This window comes from Achromobacter agilis, assembly GCF_900496965.1.
Classification (GTDB): Bacteria; Pseudomonadota; Gammaproteobacteria; order Burkholderiales; family Burkholderiaceae_B; genus Achromobacter; species Achromobacter agilis.
Genome location: NZ_UFQB01000028.1, coordinates 24,129 through 50,891, shown reverse-complemented (window position 1 = coordinate 50,891; position 26,763 = coordinate 24,129). Strand labels below are relative to the sequence as shown.

At 67.2% G+C, this 26,763-nt stretch carries 23 protein-coding genes; 4 read left to right on the top strand and 19 right to left on the bottom strand.

Going from position 1 to position 26,763, the window contains the following annotated elements; all coding sequences use genetic code 11:
• The 3 genes from AGI3411_RS25570 to AGI3411_RS25560 form a co-directional block, all read right to left on the bottom strand.
• Positions 1–1,662: an isovaleryl-CoA dehydrogenase gene (locus tag AGI3411_RS25570; protein WP_129530122.1), complete on the bottom strand. Its 1,662-nt coding sequence runs from the start codon at positions 1,660–1,662 to the stop codon at positions 1–3.
• Between the two features lie 64 nt (positions 1,663–1,726).
• On the bottom strand, positions 1,727–3,256 hold the full coding sequence (locus AGI3411_RS25565) for an amidase (RefSeq protein WP_129530121.1): 1,530 nt from the start codon (positions 3,254–3,256) through the stop codon (positions 1,727–1,729).
• Positions 3,257–3,375: 119 nt separating this feature from the next.
• Positions 3,376–4,749, bottom strand: coding sequence for a DNA recombination protein RmuC (locus tag AGI3411_RS25560; protein ID WP_129530120.1), 1,374 nt, complete (start codon positions 4,747–4,749; stop codon positions 3,376–3,378).
• A gap of 104 nt (positions 4,750–4,853) precedes the next feature.
• Between AGI3411_RS25560 and AGI3411_RS25555 the strand changes: the two genes are divergently transcribed.
• Positions 4,854–5,576: a PhoP regulatory network YrbL family protein gene (locus AGI3411_RS25555; RefSeq protein WP_129530119.1), complete on the top strand. Its 723-nt coding sequence runs from the start codon at positions 4,854–4,856 to the stop codon at positions 5,574–5,576.
• Here the strand turns inward: AGI3411_RS25555 and AGI3411_RS25550 are convergent.
• The 9 genes from AGI3411_RS25550 to AGI3411_RS25510 form a co-directional block, all read right to left on the bottom strand.
• Positions 5,573–6,268 carry a DNA-3-methyladenine glycosylase gene (locus AGI3411_RS25550; protein WP_165359274.1) on the bottom strand — a complete coding sequence of 232 codons (696 nt, stop codon included), beginning with the start codon at positions 6,266–6,268 and terminating at the stop codon, positions 5,573–5,575. The two genes, AGI3411_RS25555 and AGI3411_RS25550, sit on opposite strands and share 4 nt — an antisense overlap.
• Positions 6,269–6,293: 25 nt before the next feature.
• Positions 6,294–6,650: an arsenate reductase gene (locus AGI3411_RS25545; RefSeq protein WP_129530117.1), complete on the bottom strand. Its 357-nt coding sequence runs from the start codon at positions 6,648–6,650 to the stop codon at positions 6,294–6,296.
• Positions 6,647–7,456, bottom strand: a complete 810-nt coding sequence (locus AGI3411_RS25540) for an ABC transporter permease subunit (protein WP_129530116.1) — start codon at positions 7,454–7,456, stop codon at positions 6,647–6,649. Before AGI3411_RS25540 ends, AGI3411_RS25545 begins: the two co-directional genes overlap by 4 nt.
• On the bottom strand, positions 7,453–8,373 hold the full coding sequence (locus AGI3411_RS25535; protein WP_129530115.1) for an ABC transporter permease subunit: 921 nt from the start codon (positions 8,371–8,373) through the stop codon (positions 7,453–7,455). The genes AGI3411_RS25540 and AGI3411_RS25535 overlap by 4 nt, the downstream gene beginning before the upstream one ends.
• Positions 8,370–9,497, bottom strand: coding sequence for an ABC transporter ATP-binding protein (locus AGI3411_RS25530; RefSeq protein ID WP_129530114.1), 1,128 nt, complete (start codon positions 9,495–9,497; stop codon positions 8,370–8,372). The genes AGI3411_RS25535 and AGI3411_RS25530 overlap by 4 nt, the downstream gene beginning before the upstream one ends.
• Before the next feature lie 5 nt (positions 9,498–9,502).
• Complete coding sequence (locus AGI3411_RS25525; RefSeq protein WP_129530113.1) at positions 9,503–10,606, bottom strand: polyamine ABC transporter substrate-binding protein; 1,104 nt, start codon at positions 10,604–10,606, stop codon at positions 9,503–9,505.
• Between the two features lie 143 nt (positions 10,607–10,749).
• Positions 10,750–11,487: a 3-deoxy-D-manno-octulosonic acid kinase gene (locus AGI3411_RS25520; RefSeq protein WP_129530112.1), complete on the bottom strand. Its 738-nt coding sequence runs from the start codon at positions 11,485–11,487 to the stop codon at positions 10,750–10,752.
• Complete coding sequence (locus AGI3411_RS25515) at positions 11,477–11,899, bottom strand: group II truncated hemoglobin (protein ID WP_165359272.1); 423 nt, start codon at positions 11,897–11,899, stop codon at positions 11,477–11,479. The genes AGI3411_RS25520 and AGI3411_RS25515 overlap by 11 nt, the downstream gene beginning before the upstream one ends.
• Positions 11,899–14,430: an ABC transporter permease gene (locus AGI3411_RS25510; protein ID WP_129530111.1), complete on the bottom strand. Its 2,532-nt coding sequence runs from the start codon at positions 14,428–14,430 to the stop codon at positions 11,899–11,901. Before AGI3411_RS25510 ends, AGI3411_RS25515 begins: the two co-directional genes overlap by 1 nt.
• Before the next feature lie 105 nt (positions 14,431–14,535).
• On the opposite strand from AGI3411_RS25510, the gene AGI3411_RS25505 reads away from it, so the two are divergent.
• The 3 genes from AGI3411_RS25505 (at position 14,536) to AGI3411_RS25495 (ending at position 17,426) form a co-directional block, all read left to right on the top strand.
• The gene (locus tag AGI3411_RS25505) at positions 14,536–15,510 is read left to right on the top strand and encodes a TRAP transporter substrate-binding protein (RefSeq protein ID WP_129530110.1); all 975 of its coding nucleotides are present in this window, start codon (positions 14,536–14,538) and stop codon (positions 15,508–15,510) included.
• Between the two features lie 104 nt (positions 15,511–15,614).
• Positions 15,615–16,115, top strand: coding sequence for a TRAP transporter small permease (locus tag AGI3411_RS25500; protein WP_129530109.1), 501 nt, complete (start codon positions 15,615–15,617; stop codon positions 16,113–16,115).
• A 33-nt stretch (positions 16,116–16,148) separates the two neighbouring features.
• A complete protein-coding gene (locus AGI3411_RS25495; protein WP_129530108.1) occupies positions 16,149–17,426 on the top strand; it encodes a TRAP transporter large permease in 1,278 nt (425 codons plus the stop codon).
• A 985-nt stretch (positions 17,427–18,411) separates the two neighbouring features.
• Here AGI3411_RS25495 and AGI3411_RS25490 read toward each other — a convergent pair.
• From AGI3411_RS25490 to AGI3411_RS25460, 7 genes are all read right to left on the bottom strand, one after another.
• Positions 18,412–19,398, bottom strand: a complete 987-nt coding sequence (locus tag AGI3411_RS25490) for an ABC transporter ATP-binding protein (protein WP_129530107.1) — start codon at positions 19,396–19,398, stop codon at positions 18,412–18,414.
• Positions 19,388–20,422, bottom strand: a complete 1,035-nt coding sequence (locus AGI3411_RS25485; protein ID WP_129530106.1) for an ABC transporter ATP-binding protein — start codon at positions 20,420–20,422, stop codon at positions 19,388–19,390. The genes AGI3411_RS25490 and AGI3411_RS25485 overlap by 11 nt, the downstream gene beginning before the upstream one ends.
• Positions 20,419–21,906, bottom strand: coding sequence for an amidohydrolase family protein (locus tag AGI3411_RS25480; RefSeq protein ID WP_129530105.1), 1,488 nt, complete (start codon positions 21,904–21,906; stop codon positions 20,419–20,421). Before AGI3411_RS25480 ends, AGI3411_RS25485 begins: the two co-directional genes overlap by 4 nt.
• Positions 21,906–23,099: an amidohydrolase family protein gene (locus AGI3411_RS25475; RefSeq protein ID WP_129530104.1), complete on the bottom strand. Its 1,194-nt coding sequence runs from the start codon at positions 23,097–23,099 to the stop codon at positions 21,906–21,908. Before AGI3411_RS25475 ends, AGI3411_RS25480 begins: the two co-directional genes overlap by 1 nt.
• A 24-nt stretch (positions 23,100–23,123) precedes the next feature.
• Positions 23,124–24,065, bottom strand: coding sequence for an ABC transporter permease (locus tag AGI3411_RS25470; protein WP_129530103.1), 942 nt, complete (start codon positions 24,063–24,065; stop codon positions 23,124–23,126).
• Positions 24,055–25,047 (bottom strand): ABC transporter permease, encoded by a 993-nt coding sequence (locus AGI3411_RS25465; protein ID WP_129530102.1) that lies wholly within the window; start codon positions 25,045–25,047, stop codon positions 24,055–24,057. The genes AGI3411_RS25470 and AGI3411_RS25465 overlap by 11 nt, the downstream gene beginning before the upstream one ends.
• Positions 25,048–25,122: 75 nt before the next feature.
• Entirely contained in the window at positions 25,123–26,700 is a 1,578-nt protein-coding gene (locus tag AGI3411_RS25460) for an ABC transporter substrate-binding protein (protein ID WP_129530101.1), read from the bottom strand.
• Positions 26,701–26,763 lie beyond the last annotated feature (63 nt).

Here is a 26,763-nt window from a genome sequence, read left to right as displayed (position 1 = left end):
TTAGCATGCAGCGGCAGGCCAGGCACGCGCCAGGATCGCCTGGGTATCCGTCCCCGCGGCCAGTTCGCCGAAGATGCCGCCCCCTTCGCGCAGGCGGCTGGCGGCGAACGCCTGCCCGACGGCCTGCGGCGCGTACTGGATCAGCAAGGCGGCCTGCCACAGCCGCGCCAGCCCGCCGGCGATGCGCCGCGCCTGGAGCTCGGCCTGCGCCCCATCGGCCAGCAGGGCGTGCCAACGCGCCAGCGCGTCGTCGAAGTCCCGGTTCTGGCCCTTCGCCGAAGCGAATTCGCGCTCCAGCGCGGGCAGGGCCTCGGGCTCGCGTTGCAGGGCCCGCAGCACGTCCAGCGCCATCACGTTGCCCGATCCTTCCCAGATGGAGTTGACCGGCGTTTCACGGTACAGCCGGGGCATCGGCCCCTCTTCCACGTAGCCGTTGCCGCCCCAGACCTCCATGCACTCGCCCACCGCGGCCACCGCGCGCTTGCACACCCAGAGCTTGGCCGCGGGCGTGCCCACGCGGACCAGGGCGCGGGCCTGCGCATCCGCGCGCTCGTCCACGGCGCGCGCCAGCCGCAGCCCCAGCGCCATCGCGGCCTCGCTTTCCAGGGCCAGGTCGGCCAGCACGTTGCGCATCAGCGGCTGTTCGAGCAGGGTCTTTCCGAAGGCATGCCGATGCCGCGCATGATGCGCCGCCTGGACCAGCGCCTGCCGCAGCAGCGCCGCGCTGCCCAGCACGCAGTCCAGCCGGGTGGTCGCCGCCATTTCCAGCAGCACCGCGAGGCCTCGGCCCGGTTCGCCCATCAGGACGCCCCAGGCGTCCTCGAATTCGACTTCCGCGCTGGCATTGCTGCAGTTGCCGAGCTTGTCCTTCAGCCGCCGCAGGCGGACGGCGTTGCGCGGCCCGTCCGGTATCCAGCGCGGCACGAAGAAGCAGCTGAGCCCTTCGTCCGTCTGCGCCAGCACCAGGTGCGCGTCCGCCTGCGGCACCGAGAGAAACCATTTGTGCCCCACGAGCAGGTAGGGATTGCCGCGGCCCGCCGCCTCCAGCGGCACGGCCCGCGTGCTCACGGCGCGCAGGTCGGAGCCCCCCTGCTTTTCGGTCAGCCCCATGCCGATCAGGGCGCCGCGTTTGGCGGACATCGGCGCATCGGCCCCATCGAATTCGCGCGAATACAGCGCCGTCAGCCACAGGCCGCCAAAATCCACGGCGCCGGACGGCTCGCGCTGCAGCAGGGGCACCGCCGCGAAAGTCATGGTCGTGGGGCACAGCGTGCCGGCCTCGACCTGGCCCTGCATCACGTAAGCCGCCGCGCGCGCCACCTGCGCGCCCGGCTCGGGCTGCGCCCAGGCGCGGCTGTGCAGGCCGCGCGCGATGATGCCGCCCATGAGCAGGTTCCAGGACGGATGAAAGTCGATATGGTCGATGCGATGGCCGCTGCGGTCGTAGCTGAGCAGTTGCGGCAGGCTGCGGTTGACCTGCGCGCCGGCCTCCAGCGTCTGCGCGCGGCCCAGCCAGGCGCCATGCGCGGCCAGCTCGCCCGTCCAGGCCAGCGCGCCTTCCCGGCTCACCGCGGCGCGCAGCGCCGGATCGGTGTCGTACAGGGAATAGTCTTCCAGGGGCGGGACCTGATTGAATACGGTGTGCGTCGCAAACGATGACATGGCAACTCCCTGAATCCATCCGCAGATGCGCCGCCGGCCGGCGCGGCGCTTCGCCCTCCCGGCCTTAGCGGGCCATGGGCGCCACCAGGAGCCAGGGCCGCAAGGTCTCGACCTGGGCGGCCAGTTCCAGCAGCAGGGCTTCGCTGCCCAGCGGCCCCATCAGCTGGATACCGATGGGCAGGCCGTCTGACGACATGCCGAAAGGAATGGAGATCGCGGGCATGCCGGTCAGGTTGGCCAGCGGCGCGAAGGGCGAATAACCGATGACGCCCTTCTTGCCCAGACGGTAGGCCAGATAGTCGGCGTTGTCCATGGCATAGCGGCCGATGGCCGCGGGCGGCAGCGCCAGCACCGGGCTCAGGAACAGGTCGTGCCCCTGCGCGCCGTCGCGCGCCAAGAAGCGGCCGACGCGGCGCGTGATCTCATGGCAGGCGTCCACGCAGGCCACGTACTGCGCGCCGGAAATCGCGCGCGCATATTCGCGCGCGCCCAGCGTGGTGGGCTGCAGTTCGTCGGCAGCAAGACGGCGGCCGCGCGCGCCCACGAAGGAGTCGATGGCGTTGGCCGCCGCGCTGGCGATCAGCGGTAGCATGGGCGACAGCACTTCCTCGGATCCCACGGGCGGCGCGGCCGGCACGAGTTCGTGGCCGAGCGACGCAAAGAACCGGGCGGCCTCGTCCACGGTGGCCGCCACCTCCGGATGGATGGCCTCGCCTTCGTAGGTCGTATTGACGAACGCGATGCGGCGGCGCGCGGCCGATTGCGGATCGGCCGCCACGCGCGCCACGACCCCGCGATACGATTCGGCCGGCAAGGCAGGCGCCGCATACGGCGCGCCCACATCGGCGCCGGCGCTGATATCCAGCGAGGCCGCGCAATCGCGCACCGACAGAGTCATCATGTGTTCGGTGGCCAGGCCGCCCCAGCCCTCTCCCTTGAGCGGCCCCAGCGGCATCAGGCCGCGCGACGGCTTCAGGCCGAGCACGCCGCAACACGACGACGGAATGCGGATCGATCCGCCGCCGTCGCTGCCGTGGGCGATGCGCACCATGCCGCTGGCCAGCGCCGCCCCGGCGCCGCCGCTGGAACCGCCCGCGCTGTGCCCGGCCTTCCAAGGATTCTGCGTGGCCGGGCCGTAGACGGGCGATTCGGTGGTGGGGCTCAGCCCCAGTTCCGCGCTGGTCGTGCGGCCAAACGGAATCAGGCCGGCGCGGCGGTACCGCTTGACGATCTCGGCGTCGACGTCCCATTCAACCTGGCCATAAAGCACCGACCCCATGGCGCTGGGCAGGCCCAGCGCGGCGGTGCCCAGGTCCTTGAGCAGCGTGGGCACGCCCAGGAACGGGCGGTCGCGCAATTGCGCCAGCCGTTGTTCCGGCGACAGCGCCGCCAGCGTTTCGTCCAGCGCTTGCGCCAGGCGCAGGCCGAGTTCCCCTTGCATGCCGCAAGCCGCATTGATCGCCGGATTGCGGGCCGCCACCCTGTCCACCGCTTGCTGCATTGCAGCAAGCGCCGTCGTGGCCCCTTGGGCGATGTCGGCGCCCAGCGCCGTCGCGTCGAGGGTAGAGGAATCATGGCGTTCAGCGGTGCTCATGCTTGCGATGCTCCAGGGTATCGACGGCGAATTGCCGCAAACGCCAGGATATCGGCAGTCGGACCGGGCAACAAGCTCGGGCAGAGGAGCGAGCCCCCTGCTCCGTTGTTCCGTGCGGATCAGTTCGCGCCGGCGGGCGGCGCGTCCGCGTCGTCGGGATCCTCGGCGGCCTCGCCCAGCAGCAGCCGCGCATCGGCCTCGGGCAGCGCCTCCACGTCCTTCAGGTTCCGGAGCATGGCGCGCGTGCGCACCTCGGTCTGGCCGATCTTGTTGCTTGCGGTGTCCAGCGTCTTCTTGACGCTGGCTAGCGCGTCGCCGAACTTGCCGAATTCCGTCTTGACCGCGCGCAGTACCTGCCAGACCTCTGATGAACGCTGCTCGATCGCCAAGGTGCGGAACCCCATCTGCAGGCTGTTCAGCAGCGCAGCGAGGTTGCTCGGGCCCGCCACGTTGACGCGCAGGTCGTGCAGCTTGTCCAGCAGGCCCGGACGGCGCAGCACTTCGGCATACAGGCTTTCGGTGGGCAGGAACATGATGGCGAAGTCGGTGGTATGCGGCGGCGCGACGTATTTGGCCGCGATCGCGCGCGCCTGCAGCTCGACGGCCCGGCCCAGCGCGGCCCCCGCGCTCTTGACGCCCTCCGCGTCCGCCGCCTCCTGGGCGTCCATGAGACGTTCGTATTCCTCCTTGGGGAACTTGGCGTCGATGGGCAGCCAGACCGGGCCGGCGCCGTCGCCGCGCCCGGGCAGGCGGATGGCGAATTCCACCACCGCGTCGCTGCCCGGCACCGGTTTGACGTTGCTGGCGTACTGGTCCGGGGTCATGTTGTCTTCGATCAGGCGGGCCAGTTGCACTTCGCCCCAGGTGCCGCGCGACTTCACGTTGGTCAGCACGCGTTTCAGATCGCCGACGCCGGCCGCCAGCGCCTGCATTTCGCCCAGCCCCTTGTGCACGGCCTCGAGGCGGTCCGACACCAGCTTGAAGGACTCTCCCAGGCGCTGTTCCAGCGTGGCGTGGAGTTTCTCGTCCACCGTGCGCCGCATTTCGTCCAGCTTGGCGCTGTTGTCGGTTTGCAACGATTGCAGGCGCTGATCCACGGTGGCGCGCACTTCCATCAAGCGCCGCTCATTGATCTGGATAAGGCCCTGCAGTTGCTCCGAGAAGCCCGAGGCGAAGCGCGCCAGCGATTCCGCCGACTCGGCGCGGGCGGCCTGCGCGTCGCGAGAAAGGCCGGCGCGCAGGTCCCCATGCGATTGCGACAGCTCCGCCCGCAAGGCGCGTGTGGATTCCGCGAATTCGGTGCGCAGGCCGCGCTGCCCTTCCGCAATATCGGACCGCAGCGCGCGCTCGGTCCGTTCCAGGCTTTCCAGCAGCGCATCGAGCCGGGAGTCCGGCGCGGGGGGGCGCAGCCAGGCCAGCAAGGCCGCCAGAAATGCCAGCACCGCGCCGCCCGCGGCGACCCAAAGCAGATGAATGTCGTTCAAAAGATGCATCTCCAAAGCCAGGATTGTAGGACCCGGACCACGTCTGCTGCGTCCCCCCGCCTGGAGCCTGCATTATCGGACTAGTTACCTGGAACAAAGGATTAAACTCTGATATGTCCAACCAGGTTCCGCCGCCCTTGAATCCCGCAGACTCTTTCCCCTGCATCCCCGCTGCATCATTCCAGGCCGTTTTCGGCCCATTGAACCTGGATGCCGAGGTGCCGCTTGCCATCGGCGGCGACCGGCACATTTTCCAGCATCCCCACATGCCGTCCCTGCTCGTCAAGGTCATGGACATGCAGGCTCGCGCCGTCTACCTGGAAGCGCGCCCCTTCAAGCGCTGGTACAAGCAGTACCAGCGCGAGAGCGCGTACCGGGTCTATCTGAACGAAATCTCCGAGTACGTCACCACTACTACCCGGCCTTCCGGCGTATGGCAGGTGCCCATGGCGCGCATCCTGGGCCTGGCGCAAACCACGCTGGGCCTGGGGCTGGTGGTCGAGAAGATCTGCGACGAGGCGGGCAATATCGCCCCCACCGTCGCCGACCTGGCGCGGCAGGGCAAGTTCGACGCGGCGCTGAGCGAACAGCTCGACGAGTTCTTCGATGACCTGGCCGATGCGCATGTCGTCCTGCACGACATTTCCGCCAGCAATGTCGCCTGTGGGCTCAATGCCGACGGCAAGCAGGGCCTGTACCTGATCGACGGCTTCGGAGTGCTGCCGCTCATTCCGCTGTATGCCTGGAGCAAGCGCCTGAATCGCCGGCGCATCGAGCGCAAGTACGCAAGGATGCGGGCGTCGCTGGCCCAGCGCTTCAGCCTGCCGGCCGCCTAGCGCGCGCCGGCCTCGGGCGCTTCGGGCAGCACGATGCCCTGCCGGTCCACCCAGACGTAGTCATGCCCGGCGCGCTGCCCGCGCCGCAGCGGATTGCGCGTGCAGAAGGCGGCGTAGGCCGGATCCACGAAGCGATAGCTCAGGTGCTCGTCCCGGCCCAGCGGAATGCCCAGGCGCGTGGTGCAGATCAGCGCGGGCGGAGCTTCGCCGACGTTCTCCACGTAGAGGGTGCGGGGGTCGAAGCGGCGCGCGTCCCAGTCCGGCACTTTCAGGCCGAGCGCCCGGCACAGCAGCGTCTGGCCCGCGCACAGGCTGGCGGGCGGCCTGGGCCGCCCTTGCGCGTCGGGATTCAATTCCTGCATGCGGGCCAGCGATGCCGGGCCCGACAGCGCATCCGTCCAGGGGTAGCCGGATTTGATCAACACGGCATTGCCGGGGCCGCCCGCGCTGAAATTCAACGAATCCCCGCCGCGGGCGTAGTACATGTAGACGGTGCCGCCGTCCATGAACAGCGCGCGGCGCTTGTGGGTGTATCCGAGCGACGCGTGGCTGCCCCTCTCTTCCAGGTAGTAGGCCTCGGTCTCGATGATGCGGGCCGACAGCCACAGGCGGCCGACGCGATGCCGGATGACCTTGCCCAGCAGTTCGCGCGCCAGCTGGGCCGCGTCGCGGTCGAAGAACGTGTCGGGCAGCGCGCGGCCGGCGCCCCCCGGCGCCTCAGGCGAAGCGTTCGCCGTAGCGTTTTTCGCTGAAGCCAACGCTTACCTCGCCATCGAGTGTCACCGTGACCGGGCGGCGCACGAGCGCCGGGTATTCCGCGATCAGCGCGGTCCACTGGGCATCGGTGTGCGCCGTCTTGCGCGCGTCCGGCAGGTTGCGCCAGGTCATGGACGCCCGGTTGACGAGCTTTTCCCATCCGCCGACCGCTTCCGACCAGGATTTCAGAGTAGCGGCGGGAACTGGATTGTCGCGGTAGTCCACGAAGGCGTGGTCGACGCCATGTTCGGCCAGCCAGTCGCGGGCCTTGACGCAGGTGCTGCACTTGCTCAGGCCATACAGGGTGGTTTGCTTCATTTGGGTTCGGACTCCTTGCGCCATTGCATGCGGTTGGCCAGGATCACGCACGTGCCCACCGCCAGGATGAACAGGGTGGCCAGCGCGTTGATCTCGGGTTTCAGGCCCAGCCGCACCCGCGAGAAAACCTCCATCGGCAGCGTGCTGGAACTGGGGCCGGACAGGAACGACGCCAGAACGACGTCGTCCAGCGACAACGTGAAAGACAGCAGCCAGGCCGAGGCCAGCGCCGGGGCGATGAGCGGCAGCGTGATCTTGAAGAACACGGTGATGGGCGTGGCGCCCAGGTCCAGGGCGGCCTCTTCCAGCGAGCGGTCCAGGTCGCGGATGCGCGTCTGGATGATGACCGCCACGAAGGCCATGCAGAGGGTCACGTGGCCCACCCAGATCGTGAAGATGCCGTTTTCGGCGGGCCAGCCCAGGCTGCCGCGCAGTTCCACGAACATCAGCAGCAGCGAAATGCCCAGCACCACCTCGGGGATGACCAGGGGCGCGCTGAGCATGCCCACGTACAGCGCGAAGCCGCGGAAGCGGCCCATGCGCCCCAGCACGTACCCCGCCCAGGTGCCGATGATGACCGCGGCCGTCGCGGTCATCGCGGCAATGCGGAACGACAGCCAGGCCGCGCGCAGCAGCGCGTCGTCGTTAAAGAGCGAGTGATACCAGCGGAACGACAGCCCGGTCCAGGACGTGACGGTGGGCGATTCGTTGAACGAGAACACCATCAGGCTGATGATGGGCACGTACAGGAAAAAGTACCCCAGCCCCAGCACGATGCCGCGCAAAATATTGTTGGGCCCGTTCATTTGCGGCCTCCGCCTGCTTGCTCCTGCTGCCTGACCTGGTTGTACTGGAAGTACACCAGCGGCAGGAGCAACAGCAGCACCATCACGCAAGTCACCGCCGACGCCATGGGCCAGTCCGCGTTATTGAAGAACTCGTTCCACATGACGCGGCCCATCATGAGCGTATTGGCGCCGCCCAGCATTTCCGGGATCACGTATTCGCCCACGGCCGGGATGAACACCAGCATGGCGCCCGCGATCACGCCCTGCCGCGACAACGGCACGGTGATCCGCCAGAAGGCCTGCCAGGGCTTGGCGCCCAGGTCGTATGCCGCTTCCAGCAGGCGCAGGTCCATCTTCACCAGCGTGGCATACAGGGGCAGGATGAAAAACGGCAGGTAGGCATAGACCATGCCGATATAGACGGCGACGTCGGTGCGGTAGATCTCCAGCGGACTGGAAATGATGCCCAGGGCCTGCAGCAGGTTGTTGAGCAGGCCGTCGTTGCGCAGGATGCCCACCCACGCATACACGCGCAGCAGCAGCGAAGTCCAGAACGGCAGGATCACGCCCAGCAGCAGCAGGTTGCGCACCGAAGGCGACGAGCGCGCGATGTAGTACGCGATGGGATAGCCGATCAGCACGCAGCACAGCGTGGTGACGGCGGCGATCTTCACCGAATTCAGGTAGGTGGCGAAATACAGGCTGTCCGTGAACAGCAGGATGTAGCCACGCAGGTGCAGGCTGAACTGCACCGCTTCGTCCTTGAACTCCGCCAGCGAGGTATACGGCGGGATGCCGAACTTGAGTTCGGCGAAGCTGATCTTGAAGACCAGCAGGAACGGAACCAGCAGGAACAGCACCAGCCAGGCGAATGGCGGCACCACCGCCAGCGCGCGGCCCGACGGCAACCAGTCGCGGGGCGAAATGCGGATCATGACGCCAGTACCGTCGCGCTGTCGGCGTCCCAGCTGACGAAGATTTCCTCGTCGATGCCGGGCGCGTCCATCTGGGCGAGCAGCTGGCTGGGCACGCTGGCCTCAACCGTCTTGCCCGAATCGAGCCGGATTTGATAGAGCGCGTAGCTGCCCATCCAGGCCATATGGCTGACCATGCCATGCGCCCAGTTGTACTCGCCCTCGGGCTGTTCGCGCGACACCACCAGCCGTTCGGGACGGATGGAGACGTGCACCTCCATGCCCAGCGGCTCGCTCACGCCGTGGTTCACGAAGAGCGGACGGGTCAGCTCGGCGCATTCGATGGCGACGTGATCCGGCTCATCGACCACGATGGTGCCGGTGAACATATTGGTGGAACCGATGAAACTGGCAACGAAGCGGGAATTCGGGAAGGCGTAGACGTCCTGGGGCGAACCGCACTGGACGATCTGGCCTTCGGTCATGACAGCCAGCCGGTGCGCCATGGTCATGGCCTCTTCCTGGTCGTGGGTGACCATGATGCAGGTCACGCCGACCTGCTCCAGGATCTTCACGAGCTCGATCTGCGTTTTCTGGCGAATCTGCTTGTCCAGCGCGGACATGGGCTCATCCAGCAGCAGCAGCTTGGGGCGTTTGACCAGGCTGCGCGCCAGGGCGACGCGCTGCTGCTGGCCGCCCGACAGCTGGCTGGGCTTGCGGCGCGAATAGCCGGCCATCTGCACCAGGTCCAGCGCTTCGAACACGCGGTCATGGATTTCGGCGCGGTCCACGCCCTCCTGCTTCAGGCCGAAGGCCACGTTGGCCTCGACCGTCATGTGCGGAAACAGCGCATAGGACTGGAACATCATGTTCACGGGCCGCCGGTACGGCGGCACGTGGGTGATGTCCTCGCCGTCCAGCAGGATCTGGCCCGACGTGGCCTCTTCGAACCCCGCCAGCATGCGCAGCAGCGTGGACTTGCCGCTGCCCGAGCTGCCCAGCAGGGCGAAGATCTCGTTGCGCTTGACCGACAGATTGACGGAACGGACGGCGACCACATCGCCGAAGATCTTGACGACATCGGAGATCCGGACGAACTCGTCCGGATCCACCGAATGCTGCGCCGAGTAACGGCTTTCGCTCATGATGACTATCTTCCAGACTTCAGCTCGGACCACATCCGGTTTTGCAAGCGTTGGATGTTCAAGGGCAGCGCCTTGATCACGTACAAGGTCTTGGAGACCTCTGCCGGCGGGTAAATCATGGGGTTCTCGGCCACGTCCTTCACCACGTACTGCCGCGCCTCTTTATTGGCGTTCGGATAAAACATGGTGTTGGTGATGGCGGCGTGCACCTTCGGCGTTTCGATGTAGTTGATGAACGCCAGCGCTTCTTCGGGATGCGGAGCGTCCTTCGGGATGACCATCAGGTCGAACCACGCCGGCGCGCCGCCCTTCGGAATGAAGTAGTTCACTTCGTAGGACTTCTTGGCTTCCTGGGCGCGCTTGCGGGCGATCATGACGTCGCCGGAGAAGCCGTAGACCATGCACAGGTCGCCCACGGCCAACTCGTCGATATAGCCCGACGAGCTGAACTGGCGGATATACGGACGGATCTTCATCAACACTTCCAGCGCGGCCTTGTAGTCGTCCGCGTCGGTGCTGTTGGGATCCTTGCCCAGATACTTCAGCACGGCAGGAAACACCTGCGCGGCCTCGTCCAGCATGGAAATGCCGCATTCCTTCAGCTTGGCCGCGTTCTCGGGCTTGAAGATCATGTCCCAGCTGGCCAGGTCGACGCCGTCGCCCATGATCTGCTTGACCTTGGTGACGTTGTAGCCCAGACCATTGGTGCCGTAGCCCCACGGAATGGCGTATTCGTTGCCGGGATCGACGGACGCGACCAGCGCCATCACTTCGGGATCCAGGTACTTCCAGTTCGGAATCTTGGACTTGTCCAGCTTCTGGAACAAACCGGCTTCGATCTGGCGCGAGGCGTAATGCGTGGACGGGACAACGACGTCATAGCCCGATTTGCCGGCCAACAGCTTGGCCTGCAGGGTGTCGTTGCTGTCGTAGACGTCATAGCGGACCTTGATGCCGGTTTCCTTTTCAAAACCGGGAATCGTGTCCGGAGCCGTGTATTCGGCCCAGTTGTAGACGTTGACGACCTTGTTCTGCGCGACCGCCGCCGATGTCGCCGCCGTGGCCAACATCGCCCCAAGCGCCCAGCGCATACCCGCCCGTAGTTTCATTACCAGCCCCCTTGCGTTATGCCGTATGTGACAGGAGTACCAAAAGGCGAAATGATAAAGCTTTTTAGCAAGGACCTGCCCAACTTTGGGGGGCGTTGGCGCAAATACGGCCCCGCGGCGCGCGCGCGGCGCCCCGGCGGTCGTCAGGGTTGGATTCCGACGCCCCAGGCCGTCCAATAGCTGTCGCGCAGGCGCAGCCAGAAACGTTCTCCGTCCTCTCCCGCCACCTTGCGCAGCGAACGGCGCAAGCGTTCCAGGTTGGCCTGGCGCTGGCGCTCGGACAAGGCGCCTTGCGTGCCGCGGTCGAAGTCGATCAGCCAGACCTGGCCGTCGTTGCCGACCAGGATGTTGAACGCGTTGAGGTCGGCGTGCCACACCCCTGCCCGGTGCATGCGGACGATGGCCTCGGCCGTCGCCTGCCAGAGCGGTTCCGCCAGCGCCTGCGCCAGGGGCCGGACGCCGGGAATGCGCTCGACCACGATGGCGGCGCGGTAGATCGGCCCTTGCCGCCAGTAGGCGGCAGCCAGCGGCGCGGGCACCGCCAGGCCCTGGGCGCGCATGGCGGCCAGCAGACGGTATTCGCGGAAACTGCGGGTGCGGTCTTCGCCGTTCCACAGATAGGCATCGCGGCTGACGCGGGCGATCATGCCGCCGCGGCGGTAACGCCGCAGCACGCCCTGCCAGCCCTGGCCCTGGACGAACCAGGCGGCCTGTCGCCCGCCGGCGTCCACCGGACGGGCCCGGTCGCCGTAGTGGCCGGGGTTGAACAATTCCGGCCCGGCCTCGGACAGCCGCGAGGCGTCGCTGAGCATGGCGCCGGCCAGCGGGCCGGACCATGCCTGGCGCCGCGCGCCCGACCGGATGTCGCCCTCAGCCTTCACGGTTGCGCATCCAATCGGCCACGCCGTAGAACGACTCGAGCAGCCGGTCAACCAGGGCCGGCTCGATGTCCTGGTCTTCCATGGCGCGCCCGATGCAGGCCACCCACTGGTCGCGCTCGATCTCGCCGATCGAGAACGGCAGGTGCCTTGCGCGCAGCCGCGGGTGGCCGAAGCGTTCAATATAGTGGTCCGGGCCGCCGAAGTAGCCGCACAGGAACCAGAACAGCTTGTTGCGCGCCTCGTCCAGGCTGGGGCCGTGCGCGGCGCGCAGTTCCTTCAGGTCGGGCTCCATGTCCATCAGGTCATAGAAGCGGTCGACCAGGGCGCGCACGCCGGGCTCGCCGCCGAGTAGATCGAAAATGCTGCGGGAATTTTCCACGGGTTCGGTAATGGAATGGACGCGGGTTGTCATCAGGTTTCTCGGAGGGTGACCAGGGGCGGCGTGCGCAATACCCCGCGCAAGGCGAGCGCGCCGCCCGCCCAGGCGCCGAGCATGCCCGCGCCGATGCCTGCCAGCCATGGCCAGAGGCTAAGCGTAATCGTGAAATCGAAGACCTGGGTTGACAAAGCCCAAGCGATCGCCGTGGCGCCCGCGGCGGCCAACAGGCCCGCCAGGCCGCCCACGGCCCACAATTCGATGCGCTGCGAGCGGGCCAGCTGGCTGCGGGTCGCGCCCAGGGCGCGCAGCACCGCGGCTTCCCGCATGCGCTCGTCGCGCGTGGCGGTCAGCGCCGCCGACAGCACCAGCACGCCCGCCGCCAGCGTGAACAGGAAGAGGAGCTGCACCGCGCGGCCCACCTCGTTGAGCACGGACTGCAATTGCTGCAGGATGGCGCCTACGTCGAACACCGTCAGATTGGGGAATTCTCGCACCAGCGCGGGCAGCACCCCCGCCTTTTCGGGCGGCAGATAAAACGAGGTGATCCAGCTTTGGGGCATGTCGGCCAGCGAGGCGGGGGTCAGGATTGCGAAAAAATTGACCTGCATCGTATCCCAGTCCACCCGACGGGTGCCGGACACGGCCACGTCGACCTGCTGGCCCGCCACGTCGAACGTCATCTTGTCGCCGAGCTTGAGGCCCAGGGTCTTGGCCAGGCCGGACTCCAGCGATACCTCCGCCGAGCCGGGCGCCAGCCAGCGGCCCTGCTCGATACGGTTGGACGAGGGCATCTCGTCTCCGTAGGACAGGTTGAACTCGCGGTCGACCAGCCGCTTGGCGCGGGGTTCTTCGTAGTCGTCCGGGCCGACGGGCTTGCCGTTGATGGCGATGAGCCGGCCGCGCACCATGGGCGACAGCGCGATGCGCCCCAGCCCCTCGCGGGTGAGCGCGTCGGTTACGGCCTGGCGTTGGTCGGGCTGCACGTTGATCAGAAAGCGGTTGGGCGCATCGGGCGGCAAGGTCCGCTGCCAACCCTGGATCAGGTCGGTCCGGGTCATGGTCAACAGCAGCAGCGCCATCAGGCCCACCGCCAGCGCGCACACCTGGGTGATGGTGGCGGCGCGCCGGCGCACCACGCCCGCCAGCGCGAAACGCAGCGCGGGCAGGCCCGCGGCCAGCCTGCGCACGCGCGCCAGGCCCAGAATGCACAGCCAGGCCACCAGCGCGAATACCGCGAACGCGCCCAGGAAGCCGCCCGCCACGACGGAGCCCAGCTTCGCGTCCCCGGCGAACCACCAGATCAGCAGGGCGAAGCCCGCGGCGCCCAGGATGTAGCCGAAAGCGCTGCGCGCGCTCAGCGCGTCCGCGTCGCGCCGCAACACCCGGGCCGGCGGCACATGGCGCAGCTGGGCCAGCGCAGGCAGGGCGAAACCCAGCAATAGCAGCAGGCCCGTCAGGAGCCCCTGCAGGGCCGGAATGGCCGACGGGGCGGGCAAGGTGGTGTCGATCACCGCCCCCAGCAGCATGACCAGCACCTGGTGCACGGCGTAGCCCAGCAGGCAGCCCGCGGCCGAAGAAAACAGGCCCACCAGAGTGAATTCCAGCGTCAGCATGCGCGAAACCTGCGACTGCACCGCCCCCAGGCAGCGCATTACCGCCACGCCGTCGCGATGGCGCGCCATGTAGCGGCCGGCCGCCAGGGCCACCGCCACCGCCGATATCAGCACGGCCAGCAGCGCGACCAGCGACAGGAAGCGCTGCGCGCGATCCAGGGTGCGGCGTACCTCTGGGCGGCCGGATTCCAGCGTGGCCACTTTCTGGCCGCGCTTCAGGTTCTGCTTGAGCCAGGCCGAGTAGCCGGCCACGGCGTCGGGCTGGCCGGCGACCAGCAGGGCGTAGCCGATACGGCTGCCTGGCGCGATCAGGCCGGTGGCGGGCAGATCGCTGGCCCGCAGCAACACCCGCGGCGCCACGTTGACGAACTGCATGCCGCGGTCGGGTTCATAGGTGATCACCCGGTCGACGCGCAGGCGCGCGTCGCCCACGTTCAGACTGTCGCCAACCTTCAGGTTCAGCAGGGACAGCAGTTGCGCGTCCACCCATACGGCGCCCTCGGGCGGGACGTCGCGCGTGGCGGCATCGGGCGCGAACGGCGCGTCCGTCACCCTCAGGGCGCCGCGCAGCGGATAGCCCGGCTCGACGGCCTTCAGCGCGGCCAGCTGCGCGCCGTCGCCCGCGCCCACCATGGACGGGAACTGCCAGGTGCTGGACACGGTCAGGCCGCGCTCCCGGGCCTGATCCATGAAGGCTGGCGGCACGGGCTCGTCGGCGTCCAGCACCAGATCGGCGCCCAGCATTTGCCCCGCATCGCGCTCCAGCGCCCGGCTGACCCGGTCGGCCAGGAAGCCCACGCTGGTCACCGCGGCCACCGCCACGACCAGCGCCAGCACCAGCAGCCGCAGCTCGCCGGCACGGGCGTCGCGCATCATCATCCTGGCACCTAGGCGCAGGGCAGACCAGAAACCGGGGCGCTTGGCCCGTGACATATCAGGGAAATCCATCATTCCACAATGTTAACCAACGGCCAAGATCGGGGCCGAATCCCGATATCATCCCGGGGCGGGAGGCAGTGCCACCCATGAATAAAGACTCACACCCTGGAGAAGACAATGCGTAAATCCTGGCTTGCCGCCACGATTCTGGCCGCTTGCGCGGCCGTAACCTCCCTGCCCAGCGCGGCGCAGACCACCCTGAAGATGGCCTACGCGCTGTCCACGTCGTCGCACTATGGCGCCGGCGCCGACGCCCTGGCGAAGTCCATCGAGGCCTCCTCCAATGGCAAGTACAAGGTACAGCAATTCGCCAACAGCGCGCTCGGCGGCGAGCGCGAGGTGATCGAAGGCCTGCAGATCGGCACCATCGACCTGGCCATCGTTTCGACAGGTGCCACCCTCAATTTTGTTCCCGAAACCGGGGTTTTCGATATTCCCTTCCTGCTGCGCGACCTGGATCACGCCCGCAAGGTGCTGGACAGCAAGATCGGCCAGGACATGCTGGCCAAGTTCCCCAGCCGCGGCATCGTCGCCCTGGCCTGGGGCGAACAGGGCTTCCGCCACCTGACCAACAACGTGCGCCCGGTAAAGACCCCGGCCGATGCCAAGGGCCTGAAGATCCGCACCACGGAAAACCCCATCCACATCACGGCTTTCCGCCAGATCGGCATCCTGCCCACGCCCATGGCATGGCCGGAAGTGGCCACCGCCCTGCAGCAGGGCACCATCGACGGCCAGGAAAATCCGCTGTCGGTGATCACCTCGGCCAAGCTGTCGCAGATGCAGAAGTACCTGTCCCTGACCGGCCACGTCTACGGTCCGGCCCTGGTGCTGATGTCGGCCAACGTCTACGAAGGCCTGTCCGCGGCGGACAAGGCCAACTTCGACCGCGCCGGCAAGGAATCCGCCCAGGCCATGCGCGCCTACGTGGACAACATCGAAAAGACGGGTGTCGAGCAGCTGAAGAAGGAAGGCATGCAGGTGTCGGAGGTGGACCGCGCCGCCTTCGCCGCCGCCGTCGAGCCCGCCTACCCCGAGTACTACAAGAAGTTCGACAAGAAGCTGATCGAGTCGATCCGCGACACCAAGTAAGCAGGGTCCGCCCCTACCCGGGGCGCGCTTCCCCTGGCGGCGGGATTGCGGTCCCGCCGTTTTTCGTCCCCCACCCTTCGCGTACCTCGCCAACGGGATACATCATGCGTTTGCTCTGCGCCTTCGACCGCGGCTTGTTCAAGCTGGTCTCCGTCTTTGCCCAACTCTTGCTGGTGGCCGCCGCGGCCGCCGCCTTCTATCAAGTCATTGCCCGTTTCGTGCTGCATTCGCCCGCCGACTGGAGCGAGGTGCTGACCCGCGCCCTCCTGATCTGGACCGTGCTGCTGGGCGTGGCGCTGGCGTTCCGCCACGGCGCCATGATCAGCGTGGAACTGCTGCGCAACCTGCTCGGCGGCACGCGCCGCCGTGTGCTCGAAGCCATCATTGGCCTGATCTGCGCCAGCTTCCTGGGCTTCCTGGCCTGGATCGGCGGCAACATGACCTACCGCGTGCGCTTCCAGAACGTGCCCAGCCTGGACATCTCGATTTCCTGGATCTACCTGGCCATTCCGGTGGGCGCGACGCTCGCCGCCATCGCCGTGCTGGCCCGCTGGTGCGCCGGCGAGGAAGAAGACGTGCCCGTGCGCAACGACGCGCAAGGCTGAGTCCCCCATAGAACATAAGCAGCAGATATCGCCATGTCACAACTCATGATTGTCTCGATGCTGATTTTCTTCGGGCTGTCCGTGCCGGTCGCAGTGTCGATCGGCCTGGCCAGCCTGGCGGGAGTCGGCGCCGCCGGCCTGCCCTGGCTGGTGGTCGCCCAGCAGCTGTTCGCCGCGCTGGACAAGTACCCGCTCGTCGCGATTCCCTTCTTCATCCTCGCCGGCAACCTGATGGAGGCCGGCGGCATTTCCGAACGCATGGTGGAGTTCGCCAAGAGCGTGGTGGGCGGCATCCAGGGCGGGCTGGCCTGCACCTGCGTGCTGACCTGCATGATCTTCGCCGCCGTGGCCGGATCCAGCGTGGCGACCACCTTCGCCGTCGGCGCCATCCTGATTCCGGCTATGGTCCGGCACGGCTATCCGGCGCCCTTCGCCGCCTCGCTGCAGGCCAGCGCGGCGGAGCTGGGCGTGATCATCCCGCCGTCCATTCCGATGATCCTGTTCGCGGTGTCCACCGACACCTCGACCGGCGAACTGTTCATTGCCGGCGTCATGCCCGGCATCCTGATCGGCGTGGCGCTGATGTTCTATGTGTGGCTCTACGCCAAGCGCAACAATCTGGGCAAGCGCGACGGCGAAGGCCGCCTGCCGCTGTGGCCCGCCTTCAAGAACGCCTGGCTGGCGCTGCTGATGCCGGTCATTATCCTGGGCGGCATCTATGGCGGCGTCTTCACGCCGACCGAAGCCTCGGTGGTGGCGGTCATGTACGCGGTGTTCGTGGGCAAGTTCATCTACCGCCGCCTGACCTTCAAGCAGCTGTCCGACACGCTGCACAAGTCGGTGGTGTCGACCGCCGTGATCATGTTCGTGATCGCCAACGCCGGCATCTTCAGCTTCCTGCTCAACCGCGCGGGCATTCCCGATGCGCTGGGCGTCTGGCTGGCCCAGATCTTCGACACCAAGTTAACTTTCCTGATGGGCGTGAACGCGGCGCTGTTCGTGATCGGCATGTTCATCGAGACGTCGGCGTCCATCGTGGTGCTGGCCCCCTTGCTGCTGCCGGTGGCGCTGAAGTTCGGCGTGGAGCCGGTGCACTTCGGGATCATCATGGTGGTGAACCTGGCGCTGGGGATGATTACGCCGCCGTTCGGGGTGAATCTGTTCGCGGCATGCGCGGTGGCCAAGTTGCCGCTGGAGCGGCTGATCAAGCCGTTGATTCCGTTCGTGGGGGTGGTGATTGTTTGCTTGATCGTGATCACGTATTGGCCGGGGTTGTCGTTGGGGTTGCGTGATCTGGTTTATGCGAAGTAAAGGGAGTTGATTGCTGATGTGGTTTTGTTGACTACATTGGTGATTTTTTATCAGCTTGTGGGGCGGCGACCGCGCTGGGGTGACTGAGTTGGCAGTTGATAGGTGCGCCCCGCTTCCATAGGCCGCCCCTCGTCGCGGGCGCCGTGACTGCTCGCGCCGAGGAGCTATGTGTGTCTTGGCTTGATGCGCTGCTGGATCTGGGCTCAGTGACGAATCTTGCGGTGCCCGCCGATGCCGGCCGCGCGGGCGGCCGACATCGGCATACATGCCTAGAAGCGTGCCGGCGGGTGCGCTGGCGCGAATTCGGTCATTGGTTTGCTGATGACTTCGTCTGTTTTTTGGAGGGGCGGTGATGGGCGGCGCGGCGAACGACAGCTTGCGCATGCCCACCCGCGCGCGCCGCCCATCCGGCACCGGCCTTGACGCGGCGCGCCCAAGTGTCTGACACCCTTACGCTCAAATCTTCAAACTCGGGCAAATGTTCCCGGGTGTCTGACACCCCCACAGCAAAGTCACCCCGCGTGTCAGACACCCGGCAAGACCCCTTTCAATCCGTACCCTCATCGCGTAAGGGTGTCAGACACTAGACGGCAGAGACGCGCTGCACGCCAGTGTCAGACACTGGCATCATCACCACGACGCAAGACACCGCGTAAGCTCCCAGAGGCCGCCCGCGCGGCCGGCCGGGAGCGGGCCCCGCAAGATGCTCCACCGCCCCACCACCGGCGGCAAGAACCTCAAGAACCCTGCCCTCCCCGCTGGCCGGGATGTTTCAGCTTTTGGAGCCCGGTGTGGCGGTGGCGCGGGGTGCGCGGGGAGTCGATAAGCCCGAGGGAATCTGAAGGAGGCGCCGCAGGCGGCGACGAAGATGACGAAGGGGAAGTCCGGAGCGAAGGCTCCGGACCGCAATCGTTGACCCGCGCATCCCGCGCCACCGCCGCGCCGGGCGTCTTAAGAACTCAAAAAAACACGACCAGACAGAAAATCAAGCCGCCTTAGCCGCCTCCCATGACACCGCATGGCAGCGAACCTGCCGCCCTCCCCCGACGCTGACGGCCGCCGGCGCCTCCGTCTTGCATTGCTCTCGCGCCATCGAACATCGCGGATGGAACGTGCACCCTGACGGCGGCTGGATCGGATTCGGCACTTCTCCCCCCATCGGCTCCCGGTCCCGTCTTGGATTGTCCAGGTCCGGAATCGTATCCAGCAGCATCCGCGTATACGGATGCCGCGGCGCATCGAATAGCTGATCCGCCGGCGCCTGCTCGACCACGCGGCCCAGGTACATCACCGCCACGCTGTCCGACACGTGCCGCACCACCGACAGGTTGTGGCTGATGAACACATAGGTCAGCCCGAACTCCTTCTGCAGGTCGCCCATCAGGTTCAGGATCTGCGCCTGCACCGACACGTCCAGGGCGGAGGTCGGTTCATCGCACACCAGGAACTCGGCCTGCGTCGCCAACGCCCGCGCGATCGAGATGCGCTGGCGCTGACCGCCGGAGAACTCGTGCGGAAAGCGGCCGGCATCGCTGGCCGACAGGCCCACCAGTTCCAGCAGCTCGTCCACCCGGCGCCGGGTGTCGGCGGGCGTGGCCCGCAGACCCAGCGTGAGAATGGGCTCGGCCACGATATTGCCGACGCGCCAGCGCGGGTTCAAACTGGCGTACGGGTCCTGGAATATCATTTGCGGATGCAGCGTCCCGCCCTTGCGGTCGCGGCCATAGCGCAGGGTTCCCCGCGTCGGCGCCATCAGGCCCACCAGCAGCTTGGCCAACGTAGACTTGCCGCAGCCGGATTCGCCCACGATGCTCAGCGTAGCGCCGCGCGGCACGGACAGCGACACCCCGTCCACGGCCTTCAGAGTCTGCCCTGGCTGGCGCGACAGCGTGCGCTCCAGCCAGGGCGGGGAAACGTCGAACCAGCAGGCCAGGTCATCGGCCCGCAGCAGCACATCATCGTTACGCGGCATGAGCGACTCCTCCTTGGTGCAGCCAGCAGGCGCTGACGGTGGCGCCGGCCGGGGATGGGGCCAGCGGCGGGCGCTGCTGGCCGCAGCGCGGGCCGGCCATCGCGCAGCGCGGATGGAACGCACAGCCGTCTGGCATGGCGTGCAGGCGCGGCATGGCGCCGTCGATCTGGTTCAGCCGGGCCGCGCGCTGGCGCAGGCCGGGAATCGCGTTCATCAGGCCCTGCGTGTAGGGGTGGCCAGGCCGGCGCAACACGTCCAGCACAGGTCCGATCTCGACGATGCGGCCCGCGTACATCACCGCCACGCGGTCGGCGGTTTCAGCGATCACGCCCATGTCGTGCGTCACCAGCAGCACCGAGGTGCCCTGTTCGCGGCACAGGCGGCGCAGCAGCGCCGTGATCTGCGCCTGCACCGACACGTCCAGCGCCGTAGTGGGCTCGTCGGCAATGATCAGCGCCGGGCGGGCCGCCAGGGCCAGCGCGATCACCACGCGCTGGCGCATGCCGCCGGAGAACTGGTGCGGATAGTGGTCGATTCGCTTGTCCGCCGCCGGGATGCCCACGGCCAGCAACAGCTCCAGCGCCCGCTGGCGCGCCGCCTGCGCCGTCACCTTGTCATGGTGGCGGATCGTCTCGACCAGTTGGTCGCCCACGCTGAACAGTGGATGCAGGCTGGTCAGCGGATCCTGGAAGATCGCGCCGATCTCCTTGCCGCGCAGGCGCTGGCGCGCCTTGGGCGGCAGGTTGTCGATACGCCGGCCCGCCAGATGGATCTCGCCGCCGCCCAGCCGGCCAGGCGGCTCCAGCAGGCCGATCACCGCCATGCCGGTCAACGACTTGCCGGCGCCGGATTCGCCCACCATGCCCAGGATCTCGCCCGGGTGGATATCGAAACTGATGTCGCGCGTGGCGACCAGGACGCCGTGGCGCGTCGGAAACTCCACCGACAGGCCGCGCACGGACAGGGTCGGCGCAACGCTGGCCGCGGTCGGCGGCTGTGTGGTGTTGGGAACGATGGCCATCATGACGGGCTCCTTGCGGGACGCGGATAGCTGGAGGAGAAAATCTGCTCGGCCGGCGGATGGCCCCAGGTGCGGTCGGGGTAACGGGCCACCAGCCCGTCGAACTGCGTCTGCGCCTGCTCCTGTGCCAGGCGCGCGTCGAAGCCCGGGATCCGGCCGTCCACCATGACGAAGCGGCCGTCGATCACGACCTGCGACACATCGCGCCCGCTGCCGCTCACCATCAAGGTCTGTATCGGATCGATCAACTGGCCGTTGCGGTCGTGCGAAAAATCGAACACCACGATGTCGGCCTTGGCGCCCACGGCCAGCCGGCCCAGGTCTGGCCGGCCCAGCGCGTCGGCCCCGCCCACCGTGGCGGCGTCGTAGTAATCCTCGGAGCGGACCGCTTCGGTCGAGCCGTCGGCCACGCGGCACAGCATCATCCCCACCTGCATGTTCAACACCATGTCGGGCGGCCAGGTGTCAGTGCCCATGCCGATGTTCACGCCCAGCTTGCGATAGCGCGCGAACGATTCCAGCGTGGCGCCGTGACGGCCCGACACCAGCGGGCAATGGACGATGCTGGCGCCGGCGTCGCGGATGATCTCCAGGTCGCGCCCGGGCCGGTCGATATGGCGCGAGCCCGATACATAGGTGCCGTGCGGCAGCAAGGCGCGCTCCGACAGGAAGTCCAGGCTTTGCAGCCATTCCGGCGGGCTCATGCCGTGCTGCTCCAGCACCAGGTCGTACTCCAGGCGCGACTGGCAGCAATGCAGCCGGATCGGCATGTTCCGCTCGCGAGCCGCGGCGGCGGAGGCGCGCAGCAGCGCCGGCGTGCAGGTTTCGATGCGGTCGGGCGACAGCATGGCGCGCACGCGGCCGTTGTGCCGGCCTTCGATCTCGTCGCAGAAAGCCAGCGCGTCGGCCAGGCCCGCCATGCCGCGCGCCTCGTCGTAATGGCAGCGGATCTTGCCGCCCGCGTCCACATAGGTATGGCCGCTGCGATAGGCCGGCCCCAGGTAGACGCGCAGGCCCAGCTCGCCGGCCGCGTTGGCGGCCGACAGGAACTCGTCGCGGGTCTCGCCCCACACCCGGTAGAACAGCGACGCGATCGGAAGCGCGGTCGTGATGCCGTTGCGTATCAGCTGGGCAAAGGCATAGCGCTTCTGGAACGCCAGTTCGGCCGCCGTGTACATCTCGTACGGCCCCTGCTTCATATAGGTCTCGGGCCAGATGCGGCCCTTCTTCCAGGCGGGCGAATTGTCGAAGCCCAGGATGGTCGTGTCCAGGTCGGACAGCGCGTCCAGGTCCACGAAGCCGGGGCCGATCAGCGCCCGGCCGTAGTCGCGGCGCTGCGCCACCTGTCCCGGATAGCGATGGCCGACGTAGACGATGCGATCGCCCTCGAACACCACCTCGCCGTTCTCGTACAGGCAATGGCGGCCATTCTCGTGGCCCACCACCCAGCGGGCGGTCAGCAGGATGGGACCTTGCGGCGCGCTCATCACGGCGCCTCCGCCAGCGCGCGGCCGTCGCGCGCAACCACGCGCCCGCTCTTGACGACCAGCTTGCGTACCGGACGCGAGACAATGGCTTCGGCCACCGTCTCCGCGTCTACCAGCACGAAGTCGGCGCGACAACCCGGCGCGAGGCCATAGTCGGACAGTCCCATGACCTGCGCATTGCCATAGGTGGCCACGTGCAGCGCCAGATCCAGCTCGTCGTCGCGGCGGAAGTTGTTGCGCAGGCCGACCAGCATGGTCCGCTCCAGCATGTCAGGCTTGCCGTAGGGGCCCCAGGTATCGCGCATGCCGTCATTGCCCGTGCAGACCGTGACGCCGGCCGCATGCAGCTTCGCCACGCTAGGCACCGGCCGCGAGGCCGAGCCCGTGGTCATGATGTGCACGCCCGCCTTCAGCAAGCCTTCCGTCAAGGCCTGCACCGCCTGCGTGTCGGGCATGCCCAGACAGAAGGAATGCGACAGCGTGACCTTGCCCTGCATGCCTAGCGCCAACACCCGGTCTATGGTCATCTGCATCGAGAACGCACCCAATTCGCCGGCCTCGTGCAGATGGATGTCGATGGGCTTGCCGTGCTTCTCGGCCAAGCCGAAGATCGCGTCCAGATGGCCCTTGGGATCGCGGTCCATGCCGGCCGGGTCCAGCCCGCCCACCACTTCCGCGCCCATGCGCAGGGCCTCGTCCATCAGTTCCAACGTGCCAGGCCGGATCAACAGCCCGCTCTGCGGAAACGCGACGATCTCCACATCGATCTGGTCGCGGTACTGTTCGCGCGCCCGCATCACGCCTTCGATCGCCCCCAACCCGATGTCCGTGTCCACGTCCACATGGCTGCGGATGTGGCTGGTGCCGTCGCCGGTCGACATCACCAGCTGGCGGGCCGATTGGCGGTACGGGTCGATGCCCAGGCGCTTCTTCTCGGCGCGTTCGTTCTCGATCTTGTCGATCAGGCGCGGACCCACATCGTTGCGGTACCAGGGCATGCCGTACATGGTCTTGTCCAGGTGCGCGTGGGCATCGATCAGCCCCGGCAGCATCAGCGCGCCGCCTCCGTCCACCACCTGCACGCCGGCGGGTGCCTGTCCGCCCAGCGTCTGGATGCGGCCGTCGCGCACCAGCACCGAGGTCATCTCGCCGCCCGCCGGGCGGACTTGGGTATACAGCGTTGCGTTTTCCATGGTTCTACTCTTGTCGGTTCGCGTTCAGCGCAAACGGGGATTCAGGGCGTCGCGCAGCCAGTCGCCCAGCAGGTTCACCACCAGCACGATCAAGCTCAGGTACAGCGCGGGAAACACCACCACCCACCACTGCCCCGAAAACAGGAACTGGTTGCCCAGGCGGATCAGCGTGCCCAGCGACGGCTCGGTGGGCGGCATGCCCACGCCCAGGAAGCTGAGCGTGGCCTCGATCAGGATTGCCAGGCCCAGGTTCAGGGTGGCCGTCACCATGACCGGCGTCAGCGTATTGGGTAGGATGTGCGTCAGCATGATGCGCAGCGGCCCCACCCGGATCAGGCGCGCCGCCTGCACATATTCCTTGCCGCGTTCCACCAGGGCCGAGGCCCGCACCGTACGGGCGTACTGCACCCAGTTGGTCATGGAGATGGCCAGGATCAGGATCACCGCCGACAGGGTTTCTCGCATGCCGGGCGGCAGCAGCTGGCGGAACACCGCGGTCACCAGGATCGCGACCAGGATGGTCGGAATGCTCAGCAGCGTGTCGCCCAGGCGCATCAAAGCGTTGTCGACCCAGCCGCCGAAGTAGCCGGCCGCCAGGCCGACCAGCAGGCCGATCGCCAGCGACAGCACCACCGTGGCCAGCCCGATCACCAGCGACATGCGCGAGCCGTACAGGATGGCGGACCAGACGTCGCGGCCCTGCGTGTCCGTTCCCAGCAGGAACTGCGGATCCGAACCCGCTTCCCAGACCGGCGGCAGCTCGGCGTTCAGCAGGTCCAGCTGGGCCAGGTCATAGGGGTTCTGCGGCGCGATCCAGGGCGCGAAAATCGCCAGCAGGACCACGACGGCGAGCACGGCACCGGCCCCCATCGCCACGTAGTCCTGCCGCAGGCTCCACCACAGGTCGCTTTGCAGGAATCGGGCGAACCGGCCCTGGCCGGCTGCTGCAAGAGGTTTAGTGAGCATTGGCGCCTCCCTTGACGTGCTGGCTGCGCAGGCGCGGGTCCACCACGCCGTACATCATGTCCACCAGCGTGTTCAGCGCCACGAAGATGAAGGACACGATCACCAGATAGGCGGCCATGACGGGAATGTCCACGAACATGACCGATTGAATGAACAGCAGCCCCATCCCCGGCCACTGGAAAACCGTTTCGGTGATCAGTGCGAAGGCGATCAGATTGCCGATCTGCATGCCCGTCACTGTGATGACGGGCATCAGGCAGTTGCGCAGGGCGAGCCGGAAGTGCACCACGCGGTCGGGCAGGCCGCGCGCGCGGGCGAACTTGATGAACTCGGTGCGCAGCGTTTCTAGCATCTCCGCCCGCACCAGCCGCATGATCAGCGTGATCTGGAACAGCGCCAGCGTGATGGACGGCAGCACGAGCGCGGCGCGGCCCGACGGCGTGAGCAGGCCGGTGGACCACCCGCCTATCTTGACGGTATCCCCGCGTCCGAAACCGGGCAGCCACCCCAGCTGGACCGAGAAGATCAGGATCAGCATGATCCCCACCACGAAGCTGGGCAGCGATATGCCCAGGATAGAGATGAATTGCAGCCCCTGCGCCACGCGCGACTTGCGGTAGATGGCCGTCAGCACGCCCAGCGGCACGCCGATCACCAGCGACAGCAGCGTCGCCATCAGCACCAGTTCGAAGGTGGCCGGAAAGCGTTCGGCAACCAGCGCGAACACGTCCTGCTGGTTGCGGTAGGAAATGCCGAATTCGCCCTGCACGGCGTTGGTCACGAAATGCACGAACTGCATGCCCACGGACGCATTCAGCCCCAGGCGCTCGCGCAATTCGTCGCGCTGCGTCTGCGACGCCTGCTCGTTGAGCATCATGTCGACGGGGTCGCCGACGAACCGGAAAATCGCGAACGCCAGCAACGCCACCGCCAGCATGACGCCAGCCGCGTTGAAGACCCGTCTAACTATGAACGCCAGCATGTGCGCCTCCCCTAGAATTCACTTTCTGACCCAGGGCCGCCCCGCCCGCGGCGGCCCACGCAAGCATCGCCGGCATTACTGCATGCGCAGGTTCCACAGGCGCGCCTTGTTGTCCGGCATCTGCAGCACTTCGCCCACCTTGTCGCCCACGGCCCAGGCCATGGGCTGCTGGTGCAGCGGCAGGAAGCGCACGTCGTCGTGCAGGGTCTGCAGCACGTCTTCCATCATCTGCACGCGCTTGGGACGGTCCATCTCGGCGGCGGCCGCGTCTATCCGCGCATCCAGCGCCGCGTCGCCCCACTGCCCCCAGTTGAAGACGCCGGCCGGGCCCGTGCGCGTGTGCATCACCTGCAGCAGGATGGACAAGGCATCGATCTGCGGCTCGTTGGCCCAGCCGTGGATGGTGATATCGAATTCGCCACGCGAACGCTTGGGGTTCTGCAGCGAGCGCGGGCCGCTGGCCAGCGTCGCCTTCACGCCGATGCGCGCCCACATGGAGGCCGCCGCCTGGCAGATCTCTTCCTCGTTGACGAACATGTCGTTCGAGCACAGCAGCGACACCGTGAACCCTTCGGGGTAGCCGGCCTCGGCCAGCAGCTTCTTGGCGCCCGCGGCGTCGAAGGGCAGGCGTTGCTCCTGCTTGGTGTCGTAGCCGGGGATGGACGGCGCCACCAGCGCGCCCGTGGTGCGCGACAGCCCCCGCATCACCCGCTTCTGGAGCAGGTCGGGCGACAGCGCCATGTAGAGCGCCTGCCGCACCTTCAGGTCTTTCAGCGGATTCTTGCCGGTAACGTTGGAGCCGACCAGTTTGTCGCCGAGGTTAAAGCCGAAGTACAGCGTGCGCAGCTCTGTGCTGGCCAGCACCTTCACGTTGGGCGCCGCGCGCAGGCGGTCCAGGTCCTGCAGCGGCGCGTTCTCGGTGAAATTGATGTCGCCCGACAGCAGGGCCGCCACCCGGGTCGGCGCGGAGGCGATCGGCGTGAACTCGATGCGGTCCAGGTTGTGGCGCGGCTTGTCCCACCAATCGGGGTTCACCACCAGCACGGTGCGCGTATCCGGACGGTACGACTCCACCTTGAACGGGCCGGTCCCGTTGGCGTTGTGCGTCGCGTAGCCTTCGATCTTCTTCGCGGCGTCGGTGGGTTTCAGGCTGTTATTGTCGACCAGCCACTGGCGGTTGAAGATGAAGATGTTGGTCAGGTCGTTCAGCATCAGCGGATACGGATGCGTCATCTCGATATCGACCGTGTAATCGTCCACCTTGCGTACCGCCTTGAAGGCGGGCAGGTTGCCTTTGAGCGGCGACGCGTCATCCGACACCCGCGTCATCGACGCCACCACGTCATCCGCCGAGAACGGCGCGCCGTTGTGGAACTTCACGCCCTTGCGCAGGCGAAAGCGCAGCACCGTGGACGAGGTCGCCTCCCAGGACTCCGCCAGCGCGGGCGTGATGTTGAACTTGTCGTCGTAGCGGATCAGCGCTTCGTACACATGGTTCAGGAACGCCAGGTTGAACGTGCTGCCGTAGGAATACGGGTCCAGCGAATCCAGGTCGCGGGCGGCGCCCCACTTCAGCGTGTTGGCGGCGGATGCCCCCGCCACGGCCGATAGTGCAATCACGGCCCCGGCGGCCCATTTGAACAAAGTCTTCATGGCTGCAACTCTCCCTTGTGTATCGGTCTGAACTCACCGGGGTCGGGCCCGGCGCGATGGATA

Bases quoted from the DNA above. Each gene is read 5' to 3' on its own strand.
- AGI3411_RS25510 (WP_129530111.1), bottom strand. From the start codon at position 14,430: ATGATGGATTTCCCTGATATGTCACGGGCCAAGCGCCCCGGTTTCTGG.
- AGI3411_RS25525 (WP_129530113.1), bottom strand. From the start codon at position 10,606: ATGAAACTACGGGCGGGTATGCGCTGGGCGCTTGGGGCGATGTTGGCC.
- AGI3411_RS25535 (WP_129530115.1), bottom strand. From the start codon at position 8,373: ATGATCCGCATTTCGCCCCGCGACTGGTTGCCGTCGGGCCGCGCGCTG.
- AGI3411_RS25490 (WP_129530107.1), bottom strand. From the start codon at position 19,398: ATGCCGCGTAACGATGATGTGCTGCTGCGGGCCGATGACCTGGCCTGC.
- AGI3411_RS25475 (WP_129530104.1), bottom strand. From the start codon at position 23,099: ATGGAAAACGCAACGCTGTATACCCAAGTCCGCCCGGCGGGCGGCGAG.
- AGI3411_RS25480 (WP_129530105.1), bottom strand. From the start codon at position 21,906: ATGAGCGCGCCGCAAGGTCCCATCCTGCTGACCGCCCGCTGGGTGGTG.
- AGI3411_RS25465 (WP_129530102.1), bottom strand. From the start codon at position 25,047: ATGCTGGCGTTCATAGTTAGACGGGTCTTCAACGCGGCTGGCGTCATG.
- AGI3411_RS25540 (WP_129530116.1), bottom strand. From the start codon at position 7,456: ATGAACGGGCCCAACAATATTTTGCGCGGCATCGTGCTGGGGCTGGGG.
- AGI3411_RS25495 (WP_129530108.1), top strand. From the start codon at position 16,149: ATGTCACAACTCATGATTGTCTCGATGCTGATTTTCTTCGGGCTGTCC.
- AGI3411_RS25555 (WP_129530119.1), top strand. From the start codon at position 4,854: ATGTCCAACCAGGTTCCGCCGCCCTTGAATCCCGCAGACTCTTTCCCC.
- AGI3411_RS25565 (WP_129530121.1), bottom strand. From the start codon at position 3,256: ATGAGCACCGCTGAACGCCATGATTCCTCTACCCTCGACGCGACGGCG.
- AGI3411_RS25530 (WP_129530114.1), bottom strand. From the start codon at position 9,497: ATGAGCGAAAGCCGTTACTCGGCGCAGCATTCGGTGGATCCGGACGAG.
- AGI3411_RS25505 (WP_129530110.1), top strand. From the start codon at position 14,536: ATGCGTAAATCCTGGCTTGCCGCCACGATTCTGGCCGCTTGCGCGGCC.
- AGI3411_RS25545 (WP_129530117.1), bottom strand. From the start codon at position 6,650: ATGAAGCAAACCACCCTGTATGGCCTGAGCAAGTGCAGCACCTGCGTC.
- AGI3411_RS25485 (WP_129530106.1), bottom strand. From the start codon at position 20,422: ATGATGGCCATCGTTCCCAACACCACACAGCCGCCGACCGCGGCCAGC.
- AGI3411_RS25500 (WP_129530109.1), top strand. From the start codon at position 15,615: ATGCGTTTGCTCTGCGCCTTCGACCGCGGCTTGTTCAAGCTGGTCTCC.
- AGI3411_RS25470 (WP_129530103.1), bottom strand. From the start codon at position 24,065: ATGCTCACTAAACCTCTTGCAGCAGCCGGCCAGGGCCGGTTCGCCCGA.
- AGI3411_RS25570 (WP_129530122.1), bottom strand. From the start codon at position 1,662: ATGTCATCGTTTGCGACGCACACCGTATTCAATCAGGTCCCGCCCCTG.
- AGI3411_RS25560 (WP_129530120.1), bottom strand. From the start codon at position 4,749: ATGCATCTTTTGAACGACATTCATCTGCTTTGGGTCGCCGCGGGCGGC.
- AGI3411_RS25460 (WP_129530101.1), bottom strand. From the start codon at position 26,700: ATGAAGACTTTGTTCAAATGGGCCGCCGGGGCCGTGATTGCACTATCG.
- AGI3411_RS25515 (WP_165359272.1), bottom strand. From the start codon at position 11,899: ATGACAACCCGCGTCCATTCCATTACCGAACCCGTGGAAAATTCCCGC.